Genomic DNA, 14,733 nt, shown 5'->3' with positions numbered 1-14,733 from the left:
GTAGATCGAAAATCTAAAGGTGTCAAGGTTTTCGTTCCTGGGGTGCTATCGTCCTGCCATGGCAACTGTCCGGGGCGAGTACCGCAAGAGCGCGCAGCGCCGCGAGGAGGTGCTCGACGCGGCCTTCCGCGTCTTCTCGCGGGTGGGCTTCACCAACGCCTCGGTGAGCGAGATCGCGCGGGAGGTGGGCATGAGCCAGCCGGGCCTGCTGCATCACTACGACTCGAAGCTGGCCATGCTCCTGGCGGTGTTCGAGCGCCGCGACCAGACCGCGCAGGACATCCTCGGCGGTCGCCGCGACATCGAGTTCCTGCGTGGACTGCTGGAAATCTCGCGCCGAAACAACGAGAAGCGCGATCTGATCAGGTTCTATACCGTGATCGCCGGCGAGGCGACCAGCCCGGACCACCCGGCGCACCAGCAGTTCAAGGACCGCTTCGAGCTCATCGTGAAGGAGACCACGCAGGCCTTCGAGGACCTACGTGAGCTCGGCAAGCTGCGGGAGGGCGTTGACCCGCGCGCAGCCGCCGTCAGTTGTGTGTCGATGGTCGAGGGGCTCCAGCTGCTCTGGCTCAACGACATCCCCGGCATCGACATGGCCGAGGATATGCGGCGCCACATGCAGCAGTTCCTCACCGTCCCCCTCTGACAGCTGGAGCTGTCGATCCAAAAACTTCAATGTGGAATAGTTTCACGGATTGTCCTGGCGTCGAGGACGACGGTGCGCCGACGATCGTCGACCCGCCGAGCGCCCACGACGATGAGCCTGTCCGGCAGCTTCCTCGCCGACGGCGAGTGGAATTCGTTGCGCTCCCGGAGCCGGAGCGCGTGGCTCAACAGCCGCAGGAGCCGCGCAGGATCAACTCCGGCCGGAACACGATCGCCTTCAGGCCGGGTTTCATCAGCCGTGCCACCGCCGCCTTGGCCATCGCGTCCATCGGGACGCTTGCCGTTGTCAGGGGTGGGTAGGTGAACTCGGCCTCGGGTGAGCCGTCGAACGAGGTGACGGCGATGTCGCCCGGGATGGAGCGGCCCAGTTCGTGCAGCCCCGCGATGAGACCGATGCCCTGCTGGTCCGACATGGTGAACACGGCCGTGCACTCCGGGAAGTCGCGCACCAGCCGCCGCGCGGCGTCGCGGCCGGCCGTCAAGGACCAGTGCACCCGGATCACCGCGTCGGTCGGCAATCCCGCCGCCCCGAGCACGTCGCGCCAACCCCTGAAGCGGTCGTCGATCACGCTCTCGTCCTCGGGGTGGTCTGAGCCGACGACCAGCGCGATCCGGGTGTGTCCGTGCACCTCGACGAGGTGGCGCACGGCGTCGACCGCCCCGTTGTAGAAGTCGGGCAGGACCGACGTCGCATCCACATCCGGCGGCACCAGGCTCAACCGCACCATGGTGATCTTGTTGCGCAGGATGATCTCCAGCGCGGCCGGCTCGGGCACCGCCGCTGAAATGATGCCCGCGACCAGGTGGCCGCTCAGGGACTCGACGAGGTGGGCCAGATGACCCGTCGCGCCCTGGGCGAGCACGAGGTTGACGCCCTGGGCCCGCGCCTCCACCTCGACGGCCTGGGCCAGCGCCGCGAAGTACGGGTTGCGGACGTCCGGGACGATGAGCCCGACGAGGTCCGATCGCCCCATGATCAGCGACCGGGCCGCAGCGTTGGGCCGGTATCCGAGCTTGTCGATCGCCTCCAGGACCCGCGTCCGCGTGGCCTCTGCGACGGGACGGGGGCCGTTGTTGACCACGTAGCTGACGACGGCGGAGCTGACGCCGGCGAGCCGCGCGACGTCGTCGCGGGTTGCCCCCCGCGCCGGCTTCCCGTTCTCGCTGGTCATCGTCCCTTTCATCGTCGTGGTCAAGCGTAGGGCTCCCGCGCCGCCGCGGGCCAATGCGTCAGTCGACGGCCTCCACGAGGTAGAGCAGGCTGTGGTCGGGGTGCACCAGGGCCTCCATGACGCCGACAGAGCCCAGAACCCGGCCCGAGAGGACGACGCCGGACTCGTCGGCGATGGGGACCAGTCGCGGAGGCCGGCCGGCGGTGAGGTCGACGGTTTCGGTGGCCATGTCGCGTTCGACGCCCCACCACATCGCCGGACGCAGGCCCGACGGCACCCGCCCTACCAGCACAGGGGAGACGCGGTAGCGGCGCTCAGGATCCAGGCCCGGCATCCGCAGCCGGCCGCGCAGGGCGGTGACGTGCGTGGAGACGGACGCGAACGAGTAGATCGCCTTGGACCGATCCGGTGCGACGACGCCGGTGGCCATGAGGGAGTCGCCGGGGAAGTCGATCCGCACCAGGTCGCCGCCGTGCAGCAGTTCGCGGTGGGCCTTGTGGAACGCGACCCACTCGCTGAGCTCGGCCAGCTCGTCGTCGGAGGCCTGGCGCAGGTCCCATTCGATGCCGAGGTGCCCGAACAGCGCCGTGCCGGCGCGGAAGTTCAGCTCGTGCGTGCGGCCGGTGGTGTGGGAGGTGCCCGACGCGATGTGCGAGCCGAGCAGCTCCGGCGGCAGGAGCTGCTGGGTCCAGCGCATCATCTGCTGGCGCTCCAGCGGATCGATGCAGTCCGAGACCCAGACGCGATCCGTGCGCTGGAGGATGCCGAGGTCCACACGGGCGCCGCCCGACGAGCAGGACTCGATCTCGAGCCCGGGGTGGGCCGCTTTGAGCTCGTCGATCAGGCGGTAGACGGCCTCGGTCTGCGCGTGTACGCCGGCCTGGCCTGTGGCGTGGGTGCCGGCGTCGATGAGGTCGCGGTTGTGGTCCCACTTGATGTAGCTGATGTCGTACTCGTCGAGGATCGCGTTCATCTGGCCCAGGATGTAGTCGAAGCACTCCGGGATGCCGAGGTTGATCACCTGCTGGTGCCGCGACTCCACGGGCGTCCGGCCGCCCGTGGCCATGATCCACTCGGGGTGCGCGCGGGCCACATCGGAGTCCTCGTTGATCATCTCGGGCTCGAACCACAGTCCGAACTGCATCCCGAGCTTCTTGACCCGGTTCACCAGCGGGTGCAGGCCCTCGGGCCAGATGTCTGTCGAGACCACCCAGTCCCCGAGGCCGGCGAAGTCGTCGCGGCGGGCGCCGAACCAGCCGTCGTCCAACACGTAGCGCTCCACGCCAACGCCGGCCGCCTTCTCCGCGAGGTCCAGCAGGGGCTGCAGCGAGTGATCGAAGTAGACCGCCTCCCACACGTTGATGGTGACCGGTCGCACCGACGACGGGTGCTGCGGCCGCGACCGCAGGTAGCGGTGGAAGCGACGAGCCACCTCGTCGAGGCCCGTGCCGTAGGAGCCGTAGAGCCAGGGGCTGAGGTATTCAGCTCCCGGCGCCAGCACCACCTCGCCGGGGAGGAGCAGCTCGCCGCCACCGATCACCTGCTCGCCGGTGAAGACGCGCTCGGCGTAGTGGGTGTGGTTGCCGCTCCAGCCCACGTGCACCCCCCAGACCTCGCCGTCGGCGAAGCTGAACGAGGGGGTTCCGGCGTGCAGGACTGTCGCGGCGTCGGCGCCCGTGCGGCCCTTGCGGCCCTCGCGGACGTGCGCGCCGACGGTGAAGTCACGGCGCTGCGGCACGCGCTCCTTGGCCCATCGGCCGGCCTGGTCCTGCAGCTCGGAGGCGACGGTGGGCACCGGGAAGGCGAGGACGAGGTCGTCGAGACGGTAGTCGTCGTCGCCGGCGTTGAGGAGGCGTGCCTGGCTGCGCAGGATGCCGCCGGCGGTGAGCTCCATCGTGAGGCCGATCTCCAGCCCGGCGGTCTCGTCGCGGGCGAGTACCTCGACGGTCCCGGCGCCCAACTCGACGAGCGCGGGCGCCGTGCCGGAGGCGGCTGTCTGCGTGCCGTCGACGAGCAGCGTGTGCGTTGTGAACCGCGGCGACCAGGCCCGGCCGTCGGCGCGGGATCCGCTGAGACCCGGGCGGCCGACCCAACCCGACCAGTGCTCGGGCAGGAGCGCGAGGCGGCTGGGCTCGTCGACGGTGCTGGGTGCGGCGGGCATCACGGCGGTCAGCGCCATCGCCGAGACGTCGTCGGCGCTGAGCTCACCGAGGTCCGGGCCCCAGTGCAGGAGCGAAGGGAGGCGCCCGTCGGTCAGATCGACGACGACGCCGACCCCCTCGGTCCGCAGTGTGACGTAGGCGTGGATGGGCTGGCTCATGAGGGATCCCTCCTGGATCTGTCCGAGTTCTGTGGGGGAGTGACCGGCGTGGCGGGAACTGCGTTGTCCGTCGATCATCTACGCATGTAGATATCATGGTTGCATCAGCATAGGGGCGAATGCAAGCGTGGATTCTGCGTAATAACGATTCTGTAACGGGGTCTTGCGCTGTCGGTGTAACGCGTGTAGATTCCATCATGCAAACCCGCACACACCCGTCAGAGATGCCGGGGCAGTCCCAAAGAGGGGAACGTGGTGAGTACACGAACCATCGAGCACAGCCTCGACCCGAACCGCAAGCGCAAGAGCGACCTCCGCACCGCGCTGATGTTCATCGCCCCCGCCGCCATCGGCTTCGTGGTCTTCTACCTCGTGCCGGCCATCCGCGGCGTCTACTTCAGCTTCACGCAGTACAACATCCTGGGGAAACCCACCTGGATCGGCACCCAGAACTTCGAGAAGATCGCCGTCGACCCGCTGTTCTGGAACGCCATGAGCGTGACCATCTGGTACGTGATCCTCAACATCGGCTTCCAGACCGTCATCGCGGTTCTGCTGGCCGTGATGATGCAGCGGCTGACCAAGTCCATCGCGCTACGCGGTGCCCTCCTGCTGCCGTGGCTGATCTCCAATGTCATCGCCGCCATGCTGTGGTTCTGGCTGCTGGACTACCAGATCGGCCTGTTCAACCAGGTCATCGAGTGGATGGGCGCCTCCAGGATCGCGTTCTTCGCCGACGAGATGTGGGCCATCCCCACCATCGCCTTCGTCAACGTGTGGAGGCACATGGGCTACACCGCGCTGCTGGTGTTCGCCGGACTGCAGACCATCCCGAAGTACATCTACGAGGCCGCCTCCATCGACGGCGCCTCCGAGTGGACGTCGTTCTGGAAGATGACGCTGCCGCTGCTGCGCCCCGTGCTGGCGATGATCCTGGTCATCACGGTCACCGGCTCGTTCCAGGTGTTCGACACGGTCGCGGTCACCACCCGAGGCGGCCCCGTCAACGTCACCCGCGTGATGCAGTACTACATCTACCAGAAGGCCTTCGGTGAAGGTCAGTTCGGCTACGGCAGCGCCCTGGCCGTCATCCTCTTCATCATCCTCGCCGTCCTGGCCGCCATCCAACTGCGGATGCTGCGCGCCGGCGAGTCGGACCTGGCGTAAGGAGACCCATCATGGCCAATCACGCTGACACCACCACCGAGGCGCCGGTCAAGCGCACCAAGAAGAAGTGGAACGCCGGACGGATCCTCGCCTGGGCCGCGATGATCGCTTTCCTGATCCTGTCGCTCTTCCCGTTCTACTGGATGCTCCGCACCGCCCTCTCCACCACGAGGTCCCTGTCGTCGGACCCGTCATCACTCCTCCCGGTTGACTTCACCCTTGGCGCCTTCAGGCGCGTGCTCGGACTCGCCACCCAGGAGGAGGCCATCGCCGAGGGCGGCTCCGGCGCGTCGGTGAACTTCTGGCTCTACCTGCGCAACTCCGTCATCTACGCCGGCGCCGTGACGCTCGGCCAGGTGTTCTTCTCCGCGATGGCGGCCTACGCCTTCGCCCGGCTGCGCTGGCCCGGACGCAACATCGTGTTCGGGATCTTCCTCGGCGCCCTCCTGGTGCCGCCGATCTTCACCAGCCTCCCCAACTTCCTCCTGATCAAGAACCTCGGCCTGCTCAACACCTTCCCAGGCATGATTCTCCCGTCCTTCCTCATGACCCCCTTCGCCATCTTCTTCCTGCGCCAGTTCTTCCTGGGCATCAACAGGGAGATCGAGGAGTCGGCGTCGCTCGACGGTGCAGGCCCCTGGCGCACGTTCTTCCGGATCATCCTCCCGATGAGCACCGCCCCCATCACCACGCTCGGCATCCTCACCTTCATCGGCACCTGGAACGACTACTTCTGGCCGCTGCTGGTGGGCAACTCCGAGAACACCAAGGTGCTCACCGTGGCGCTGGGCGTGTTCCGCTCCCAGACCCCGGCCGGTTCGCCCGACTGGGCGGGCCTCATGGCCGCGACCCTGGTGGCCGCCATCCCCGTGCTCATCCTCTTCTTCGCCTTCGCCCGAAAGATCATCGACTCGATCGGCTACTCGGGCAGCAAGTAGCCCGCGGTCGTCACCCTCCCCCCTGTCCGCCCCCTCTCACCCCACCCCTTCCCGAAAGGAACAGCAATGCCGAAGTTCACCCTCCGCAAGGCCGGTACCGCCCTCGCGGCCGTCACCGCCCTGTCCCTGTCGCTGACCGCATGCGGCGGCGACACCGAGCCCACCGCCACCACCGACGGCGGCGCGGCCATCGACACGAGCGCCGCCTCCGGCGAGGTCGACTACTGGCTCTGGGACAACAACCAGAAGCCCGCCTACGAGCAGTGCGCCGCTGGCTTCAAGGAGGAGTCCGGCGTCTCGGTCACCATCACCCAGTACGCGTGGGACGACTACTGGTCCGGCATCACCAACGGCTTCGTCGCCGGCACCGCTCCGGACGTATTCACCAACCACCTGTCCAAGTACCCGGAGTTCGTCACCCAGGGACAGCTGCAGTCGCTCACCGCAACCCTCGAGGCCGACGGCGTGGACGTCGGCAACTACCAGGAGGGCCTCGCGGACCTCTGGGTCGGCCAGGACGGCGAGCGCTACGGCCTGCCGAAGGACTTCGACACCGTCGCCATCTTCTACAACAAGGCCCTCATCGCCGACGCGGGCGTCGACGAGGCCGAACTCGCCACCCTCGAATGGAACCCGGAGGACGGCGGCACCTACGAGGAGATGATCGCCCACCTGACGATCGACAACAACGGTGTTCGTGGCGACGAGCCCGGCTTCGACAAGAACAAGGTCGCGGTGTACGGCCTCGGCCTCGACGGTGGCTCAGGCGGCGGCAACGGCCAGACCCAGTGGAGCATGTACTCCGGCACCACGGACTGGACCATGACCGACCAGAACCCCTGGGGCACCAAGTACAACTACGACGCCGCCGAGTTCAAGGACACCATCTCCTGGATGGCCTCCCTCGCCGAGAAGGGCTACATGCCCACCGTCGAGGCCGTCACGGGTCAGAGCTCCGGCGACATCTTCGGCGCCGGCAAGTACGCCATGATCACCAACGGTTCCTGGATGATCAACCAGATGTTCGGCTACACCGGCATCGACACCGGCCTCGCCCCCACCCCCACCGGCCCGTCCGGTGAGCGCGCCTCCATGTACAACGGCCTGGCCGATTCCGTGTGGTCCGGTTCGGACAACAAGGCCGGCGCCATCAAGTGGGTCGAGTACCTCGGCTCCGCCGCCTGCCAGGACATCGTCGGCGAGGCCGGTGTGGTCTTCCCGGCCATCCCGTCGGCCACCGAGAAGGCGCAGGCTGCCTTCGCCGATCGCGGGATCGACGTCGAGCCGTTCCTGGTGCACGTGAACGAGGGCACCACCTTCCTGTTCCCGATCACGGACTACGCCTCGCAGATCACCGGCATCATGCAGCCGGCGGTTGACGCGGTGTTCACCGGCCAGGCCGACGCCGATTCGCTGGATGCGGCAAACGAGCAGGTCAACGCCCTGTTCAACGGCTGATCTAGCACTGAAGGGGCCGGGCGGGAGACCGTCCGGCCCCCTCGCGCGTCGGATCCCACACGTCACCCGCACCCGGGGCTCTGGCGGGGTCGGGTTGGGGCGTTTTGAGCCGATGGATGGGGTCGCGGCGACCCCCCTGCGGCAACTGAGCGCGAGCCTCGCCGCGAGCCCATCCATCGGCTCAAACCACACCGGACAAGGAGATCACATGGCCACCGTCACCGTCCCGACTCCCGACCTCGTGCGCGTCCAGCTCAGCCCCCGCGGCTCCTGGCGAGACCCGCGAAGCACCGGCATCGACGTGCGCTGCCTGCCCGACGGTCACGGCATGGCGGTCACCGTCGCCGCGGCCGGCGTACCCGTCAGCCGGGTGCACCTCCGCTGGCGCCGCACCCTCCCCGCCGACGCGCTGGTCCTCGGCGACGCCTGGGAGCGCACCTACGGCGACGCGTGCTGGCAGCCGCTCCGCGCCGACGCCGTGCACCCGTGGATGGTGCTGATCCACTCGCCATCGGCCGCCTCCACCTGGGGCGCAGGCGTCGACGTCCGCGCGGGATCGTTCGCGTTCTGGACGGAGGACGCCGACGGGGTGTCGCTGTGGCTGGACCTCCGCGCCGGCTCGGACCCCGTCGACCTGGGCAGCCGAGAGCTGACCGCGGCCGTCGTGCGCTTCGTCGACGGCGGGGCCGCCTTCGCAACGCAGGGCGAGTTGGCCTCCGCGCTCTGCCGCGACCCTCGCCCGTCCGGACCCCTCGTCGGGGCCAACAACTGGTACTACGCCTACGGTCGCGGGTTCGATGCGGACGCGGTGGTGCGCGACGCGCGGACCGTCGCCGAGCTGGTCGGCGACCATCCCGTCCGACCCTTCGGGGTCGTCGACGACGGGTGGAGCCTTGACGGCACCGCCGATGGCCTGCCGGCGTCGGGAGGCCCGTGGGACGTGGGCCGCCCGATCGAGTTCCCCGACATGGCTGAGGTGGCGGCGAGGATCGCGGCGGAGGGGGTGCGGCCCGGGGTCTGGTTCCGGCCGCTGCAGCACCGCTGGGAGCCGGAGGCCGGCGGACTGCGGCCATGGCAGGGCGGCTGGGCGTTGGATCCGAGCCACCCCGCGACCCTCGAGCGCGTCGCCGACGACGTCCGTCGCATCCGAGGCTGGGGCTTCGAGCTGATCAAACACGACTTCTCCACCTTCGAGGCACTCGGCCAGTGGGGGCCGACGATGGGGCCGCGGCCGATCGCCGACGGCGTGCACGTGCACGACCGGACCCGGACCACCGCAGAGGTGCTGGTGGACTTCTACCGGGCGATCAGGGTCGCGGCGGGGGACGACGGCGTAGTCCTCGGGTGCAACGTCGTCGGACATCTCGCGGCCGGGCTCGTCGAGGCCCAGCGCACCGGTGACGACACGTCCGGCCTGGTGTGGGAGCGGACCCGGCGGGTGGGCGTGAACACGTTGGCGTTCCGGGCGGCGCAGCATGGGCGGTTCTTCACGGTCGACGCGGACTGCGTGCCCAGCACGACCGGCACCGACTGGGGGAAGAACCGCCAGTTCCTGGACCTGATCGCACGGTCCGGGACGGCGCTGTTCGTGTCGGTGGACCCTGTGGCGAGGACTGATGCGGTGGACGCTGACCTGTCGGCGGCGCTGCGGCTGGCGCTCGACGGAGGGGTGCCAGGGGGAGTGGAGCCGCTCGACTGGCTTCACGCGTCGACGCCGTCGGTCTGGCGCGCGGGTGGCGAGACGGTGCGCTACGAGTGGATGGCCGACGAGGGGTCGGACCCGTTCGACGCGACGGGCGACGCGGCCCCGCCGGCCCCGGAGGGCTGACCGCAGTCCCAGGGTGAGGTCGTGTTGATCTCGTCGCGGGCTGTGCCGCCCCGGCCCAACGCGCTGGGACGCGGGTGCACCGGTTGGCGGATGGTCGGCCAGCTCATCGGTGGGTTCGGGGCCTGCGTTGGGTGATCCGGATCCTGCTGGCCTTCGTCGCACTCGCGGTCATCGCAGGCGCCGCCGGCTGGGGTGAGGTCCGCGTTCCGGAGCCGAGGCTGGTGTGTGGCGGCTGGGGTGTGTCGGCTTTGACCGCGGAAACGTGACAGGACTGGCACCCACCCCACCCCGCCCTGAGCGTGGACACCCGCGCTGGGGGACCGATTCCGCGCAGGAGGTCCGACGGCAGTGCGAGTGGGGCGTCGAGGGACCGCTGAGCTGGCACCTTGCCGTGGGAGTCGCAACTGTGCACGAAACGCCGCGTGAAGCGTGGCCGGATGGGCTGGGCGTCCATGAGGCGGGGGTGTGACGGCGTGTCGTGCGCAGGCAGGCGGCGGGTAGCTGGTCTGGTCCGGGTAGGGCTTGGGCGCCGTCGCTGGGCTTGCCGCGCGGTCAGGCGAGGGACTTGGCCAACGTCGCGTCGCGACGTTCGAAGCCGACATGCTCGAGGTAGCGGCGGTGGACGTCGGTGGTGGGTGACGCCGTCACCTCCCGGATCCCGTGGGCGCGCAGTGCGCTGGTCCTCGACCCGTAGATCCAGCGGCCCAGCTCGGAGTCACGGTAGGCGGGGAGGACGTAGTCGAGGGTCAGGTGGAGGGTGTCGCCGTCGCGCGTGCCGAGGACCGCGCCTGCGGGCATGCCCTCGCGCATGAGGACGAAGGCGGTGTCGGCCGGGCGCTGCTCGTACTCGGGCTGGGACCGGCGGATGTCGTCGAGGTGCGAGTGCAGGAAGTCCACGAGGAAGGGCGCGTCGGGGGCGATGGGTGTCGCGCCGAGGTCGGACTTGCTGCTGAACTCCTTGTAGAGCGCGATGCAGTGAAACACGACGATGGTGATGTTGGCGAGAAGGATGGGAACGGAGCCGATCATGGCACCGTAGGCCACGTAGAACACGGACCCGACGAGCGAGATGATCCGAATCTTGACGATGGAACTCATCGCGAAGGACAGCACGATCAACACCGAGGCGATGTAGCCGACGAGCTCTACCCAGTTCATGTTGCGTACTTCCTTCGATTGCGCGGCCTTCGGTTGCCCGCCGTCGAACGGCGTGGGCCTGCCGGGACAGCGTCGCATACCGCGGGCCTCGTCGCACATCCGTCTAGGGGAGGCAAAACGACGTGGGACCGGACTCAGCTTACGGTGACCACAACCTGGGCGTACCTCGTCAACGCGGGTGTGCCGTCGTCGGTCACCTCGATCACCACGACCGCGCGCTGGCCCGGTTCCGCCATCGACGGGAGTGTGATCGTCGCCTCGAAGCCGTCCGATTCCAGCGTCGGCTCGTCGCTCAGCGACCCCGCCTCCGAGTACACCCACCACTTCGCGACGAGGGCGTCGCCGTCGGGATCGCTGGCCGTCGCGTGGAGGGTCACCGACCCGCCCGGGGAGAGGGTCACGTCGGCCGGGCCCGACACGATGGGCGCGTGGTTCGCCCCCCGGAAGTCCGGGGTGATGCCCCAGTCGGCGCGCGCGGCGAAGTCGTTCTGGAACGCCGCCGCCCAGCGCATGCAGGTGTACACCCGCTGCTCCAGCCCGACGTGGGGGTTGTGGTCCTCCCCGGCGACGAAGGTGTGCGGGTTGCCATCGGTGGCCACCAGGCGGCCGGCCCAGCCGCCCAGGCTCGGATCCTCCAGGAAGCGCAGACCGGTGGGGATCAGGCACATGAAGGCTGGGGTGTCGCCCTCGCCGGTCCAGTCCAGGCGTTCGAAGCCGCCGATGAGGCCGAACATCCGGAACGCGGAGGGGTCCTTCGCCTGCCCCGGCTGCCAGCCGGGATTGTCGCCCTCGCCCTCGAAGTAGGTCCCGTCGCCGATCAGGCCGTAGTTGGCCAGCACCGGGCCGTGCCCGTACTTGATGTTCGGCGCCCAGAACCCGGCCCGGTAGTAGGGCATCAGCTCGGGGGAGGCGAAGCGGCGTGAGAAGGACGTGAACCCGCCGAAGGCCCCGTCGAAGTCGAGCAGCGGGATCTCGGGCCACGCGTCGGCGATGTAGTCGGCGTAGGCGGTGTCCTGCTGGCCGATGCTGAGGATGACCGCCTTGTGGACCACGGCTGCGCGGATCTCTGCCCAGTCGCTCGAGTCGATGTGCTCGAGTTCGATGCTGAACAGCGCGCGGGCGATCGTGTTGGTCCCGCCCCAGACCTGCAGGTAGAGCGGGCGGGGGTCGTCGTCGAGGAGGGCGGCCTTGATCAGCTCGGACCCCTCGGAATCGCTGCTGAAGTCGCTCTCGAAGGCGACATTGCCCACGGCCACCGTGGCCCACAGTTCGGCGGGGGAGGGGTAGTTCGGGTCGTGCCGGAGGAGGTTGGGATATACCTGGCTGTAGTCGCTGAGGATGATTTTCTCCATCCAGCCCATCGGTTCCCAGCGCCAGGTGGTTGCGTCGTCGGAGCGGGCCTCGCTGCCGGCGGTCTCGCCCATGAAGCTGGTGATCAGCCCCGCCTGCTGCGCTTCGCGGAGCGTGTGCACGCCGTCGCCCTGCCAGTGGTGGACCGAGGAGTTGTAGATCAGGCCGACGATGTCCAGCTCGTTGGCGTAGTAGAGGAGGCGCAGGAACGAGTTGATGTCGTCGGCCTCGCTGTCGGTGGTGACGATGGTCCGCGGGCGCGACGATGCGGGCGCGGGCAAGGGCGGAGTGTGGAGCTGCACCGCGAGAGCATAACACTGCGGTATCGAATAGGTATGCGGCCCACATGCCCACCCCACACCCCCCGACCGCACTTGGGGCCGGCCCGGGCATGCGCTCCCGGGCCGGCCAGATCAGGGGGTCGACGTCCACCCGCGGCGACTACCGCAGGGGGTGCGTCGGCGACGGTGGGATCACCGGCCGTTTCGACGGCGACGCAGGCGCAGGCATGGACTCCTTCGCGTTGGGGGCCGCGGCCAACGAGTCGAGCGCGCCCGACAACAGGGATTCGGCCTCGTCGACCATGGCCGTGCTCGGTGTCCTCGCCCCCAGCACCACCGCCGCGACATCCAGCGCCGCTGTGAGCTCGCCGAACGACTCCTCCGTGTAGTCCCGCGGGTCGAGCGCTCCGGCTGCGGCAACCAACGCGGCCAGCTCGGAGGTGTCCGCCGCGACACCCGACGGCCGCCCGAGGACGACGTCGTCGATCGTGCCCCAGGCGCCACCCGGCAGCGAGGCCGCGATGGTCACCGTGACCGTCTCGCCGGACGTGACCGCCACCGAAGCGGTCTCCGCCGTGTACCACTGCTGCCACCCGTTCAGTTGGAACGCGGCGGACTCTGAGGCCCCCCCGGACGTCTCGACGGTGAGGGTCACCGACCCGGCGCCCTCGCCGTCGCCCTGGATCGATGCCGACGCGGCGAATTCGCCCGCGGCACCGGCCGTCACCGTCTGGGACAGGCTGAAGGAGTACGGCGAGCCGTACCAGAAGTGCGCCGAGCGTGACCCCGTCCGCGGCGTGTCGGTGGAGCGCACCGTGAGGCCTTGACCCGTTCTCGTCCACATCGACACGTCAGCGTCTTCGAAGCCGGGGTTGACCAGCAGGTTGACTGCGATGACGGTGAGGGTCGCGGTGACCGCGTGCCCGCCCGACGTCACCCCAGGCACCGGATAGACGCCGGGCCCCTCGATCCACGCCGCAGCCTCGGACCAGGTCACCGACTGCTCCTCCGAGGAGCCGTCGTTGAACACCACCGACACCGTCGGCGGCAGCTCGACGGGTTGCCCATCGACAACCTGGATCGACGTGCCCTCAACCGATGTGACCGCCAACGGCGCGACGGCACCCGTCTCCACGTACTCGAAGACGCTCAGCGACCCCAGCGGCCGCCCGTCGGCCGCGAACAGCGCCTGGTTCTCCCACGAGGATCCGCCGTACCACTGCCCGGCGTCGTGCGGGTCGTACTCGCCTGCGTAGCTGGTGGCCCAGCCGGAGCCATCGCGCTCCCAGAGCACGCGATTGGCCTCCCACTCGGACGCCGGACCCACCGGCAGCCAGGCCGGCTCCCAGTAGTAGACGCCGATGCCGCCCGCGTCCGAGACCGCCTGGATGACGTCGCGGACCGCGGTGGCCTGGCCCTGCACGCTCACCGGGTACGCGGTGGCCTCGCCCGCCTGGTCGATGACGTTGGTGTGCCCGTCGAGGTCCTCGAGCGTGTACGCCCACGAGGTCTCGACCACGGCGACCTCCTTGCCGTACCGCTCCCGGATGTCGCCGAGCAGCGAGGTGAGGTTGGCCAACGTGCCGTGCCAGAAGGGGTAGTAGGAGGAGGCGAACACGTCGTACTCCACCCCGCGCGCGTCGAGTGCGGCCGCGGCCCGGTCGTAGTGGCCGGCCCGCTGCGGGTCCGTGAAGTGGATGGCCACCTTCGCCTCCGGCAGCACCTCGCGCACGGCGGCGGAGCCGGCCGAGAACAGGGCCGCCATGCCGTCGAAGCCGGACACACCTGCGATCGCGCCGTTTGTCTCGTTGCCCACCTGGACCATGGTGACGTCGACCCCGGCGTCGCGGAACTCGGTCAGGGCGTCGGCGGTGAACTCGCGCAGCGCCGTCGCCTTGGCGGGGACGGACAACCCCTCCCACGCCTTCGGTGCCTGCTGCTTCGACGGGTCGGCCCAGAAGTCGGAGTAGTGGAAGTCCACCAGGACGCCCAGCCCGGCGGCCGTGGCGCGCCGGCCGATCTCCACGGCCCGGGGCACGTCGACGTTGCCGCCGCCGTAGCCGTTGCCGTCGGCGTCCCACGGGTCGTTCCAGACGCGCACGCGCACGTCGGTGACGCCGTGATCGGCCAGCACCCGGAAGAGGTCGGCCTTCTTGCCGGTGCGGGTGCGGAACACCACGCCCGACTCCTCCAGCGACAGCACCGACGAGACGTCGACACCGTTGATGAAGCCCTCAGGCAGGTTCTCAACCTTCTGGACAAAGACGTCCGCGCGGACCGGGCCGCGCTCGGCCTGGGCGGGGAGGCCCACGGCGGACAGCGCCAGGGCCGGGACAAGGAGCAGGGCGAAGGCCCGCCCCAATCGAGGAACTCTCATCTTGCACTCCGATCG

10 protein-coding genes are annotated in these 14,733 nt (G+C 69.2%); 5 read left to right on the top strand and 5 right to left on the bottom strand.

What is annotated here, in order from left to right; all coding sequences use genetic code 11:
• The first annotated feature begins 58 nt into the window (after positions 1 to 58).
• Positions 59 to 649 (top strand): TetR/AcrR family transcriptional regulator, encoded by a 591-nt coding sequence (locus ACZK5N_RS00420; RefSeq protein ID WP_459017811.1) that lies wholly within the window; start codon positions 59 to 61, stop codon positions 647 to 649.
• A gap of 184 nt (positions 650 to 833) precedes the next feature.
• Here ACZK5N_RS00420 and ACZK5N_RS00415 read toward each other — a convergent pair whose 3' ends face one another.
• Positions 834 to 1,841, bottom strand: coding sequence for a LacI family DNA-binding transcriptional regulator (locus ACZK5N_RS00415; RefSeq protein WP_459017810.1), 1,008 nt, complete (start codon positions 1,839 to 1,841; stop codon positions 834 to 836).
• Between the two features lie 58 nt (positions 1,842 to 1,899).
• Positions 1,900 to 4,161 (bottom strand): alpha-galactosidase, encoded by a 2,262-nt coding sequence (locus ACZK5N_RS00410; RefSeq protein WP_463624521.1) that lies wholly within the window; start codon positions 4,159 to 4,161, stop codon positions 1,900 to 1,902.
• Between the two features lie 255 nt (positions 4,162 to 4,416).
• Between ACZK5N_RS00410 and ACZK5N_RS00405 the strand changes: the two genes are divergently transcribed.
• From ACZK5N_RS00405 to ACZK5N_RS00390, 4 genes are all read left to right on the top strand, one after another.
• Complete coding sequence (locus ACZK5N_RS00405) at positions 4,417 to 5,328, top strand: carbohydrate ABC transporter permease (protein ID WP_459017808.1); 912 nt, start codon at positions 4,417 to 4,419, stop codon at positions 5,326 to 5,328.
• A gap of 11 nt (positions 5,329 to 5,339) precedes the next feature.
• On the top strand, positions 5,340 to 6,266 hold the full coding sequence (locus ACZK5N_RS00400; RefSeq protein WP_463624520.1) for a carbohydrate ABC transporter permease: 927 nt from the start codon (positions 5,340 to 5,342) through the stop codon (positions 6,264 to 6,266).
• A 66-nt stretch (positions 6,267 to 6,332) separates the two neighbouring features.
• Positions 6,333 to 7,724, top strand: a complete 1,392-nt coding sequence (locus tag ACZK5N_RS00395; protein WP_459017806.1) for an ABC transporter substrate-binding protein — start codon at positions 6,333 to 6,335, stop codon at positions 7,722 to 7,724.
• A gap of 208 nt (positions 7,725 to 7,932) precedes the next feature.
• The gene (locus tag ACZK5N_RS00390) at positions 7,933 to 9,552 is read left to right on the top strand and encodes an alpha-amylase family protein (RefSeq protein ID WP_463624519.1); all 1,620 of its coding nucleotides are present in this window, start codon (positions 7,933 to 7,935) and stop codon (positions 9,550 to 9,552) included.
• Positions 9,553 to 10,104: 552 nt separating this feature from the next.
• Here the strand turns inward: ACZK5N_RS00390 and ACZK5N_RS00385 are convergent.
• The 3 genes from ACZK5N_RS00385 to ACZK5N_RS00375 all read right to left on the bottom strand — a co-directional run bounded on the left by ACZK5N_RS00385 (position 10,105) and on the right by ACZK5N_RS00375 (position 14,718).
• Positions 10,105 to 10,710, bottom strand: coding sequence for a GNAT family N-acetyltransferase (locus tag ACZK5N_RS00385; protein ID WP_459017804.1), 606 nt, complete (start codon positions 10,708 to 10,710; stop codon positions 10,105 to 10,107).
• Between the two features lie 134 nt (positions 10,711 to 10,844).
• Positions 10,845 to 12,362, bottom strand: coding sequence for a DUF1593 domain-containing protein (locus ACZK5N_RS00380; protein WP_459017803.1), 1,518 nt, complete (start codon positions 12,360 to 12,362; stop codon positions 10,845 to 10,847).
• Between the two features lie 139 nt (positions 12,363 to 12,501).
• Positions 12,502 to 14,718 (bottom strand): glycosyl hydrolase 53 family protein, encoded by a 2,217-nt coding sequence (locus tag ACZK5N_RS00375; RefSeq protein ID WP_459017802.1) that lies wholly within the window; start codon positions 14,716 to 14,718, stop codon positions 12,502 to 12,504.
• Between the last annotated feature and the right edge of the window lie 15 nt (positions 14,719 to 14,733).

This window comes from Tessaracoccus pujii, from assembly GCF_055326215.1.
The sequence above is the reverse complement of the archived record's forward strand: the minus strand, read 5'-3'. Positions and strand labels throughout refer to the sequence as shown.

Coding starts and splice junctions, on each gene's coding strand:
- ACZK5N_RS00420 (WP_459017811.1), top strand. CDS start 59: ATGGCAACTGTCCGGGGCGAGTACCGCAAGAGCGCGCAGCGCCGCGAG.
- ACZK5N_RS00410 (WP_463624521.1), bottom strand. CDS start 4,161: ATGAGCCAGCCCATCCACGCCTACGTCACACTGCGGACCGAGGGGGTC.
- ACZK5N_RS00385 (WP_459017804.1), bottom strand. CDS start 10,710: ATGAACTGGGTAGAGCTCGTCGGCTACATCGCCTCGGTGTTGATCGTG.
- ACZK5N_RS00390 (WP_463624519.1), top strand. CDS start 7,933: ATGGCCACCGTCACCGTCCCGACTCCCGACCTCGTGCGCGTCCAGCTC.
- ACZK5N_RS00395 (WP_459017806.1), top strand. CDS start 6,333: ATGCCGAAGTTCACCCTCCGCAAGGCCGGTACCGCCCTCGCGGCCGTC.
- ACZK5N_RS00415 (WP_459017810.1), bottom strand. CDS start 1,841: ATGACCAGCGAGAACGGGAAGCCGGCGCGGGGGGCAACCCGCGACGAC.
- ACZK5N_RS00375 (WP_459017802.1), bottom strand. CDS start 14,718: ATGAGAGTTCCTCGATTGGGGCGGGCCTTCGCCCTGCTCCTTGTCCCG.
- ACZK5N_RS00400 (WP_463624520.1), top strand. CDS start 5,340: ATGGCCAATCACGCTGACACCACCACCGAGGCGCCGGTCAAGCGCACC.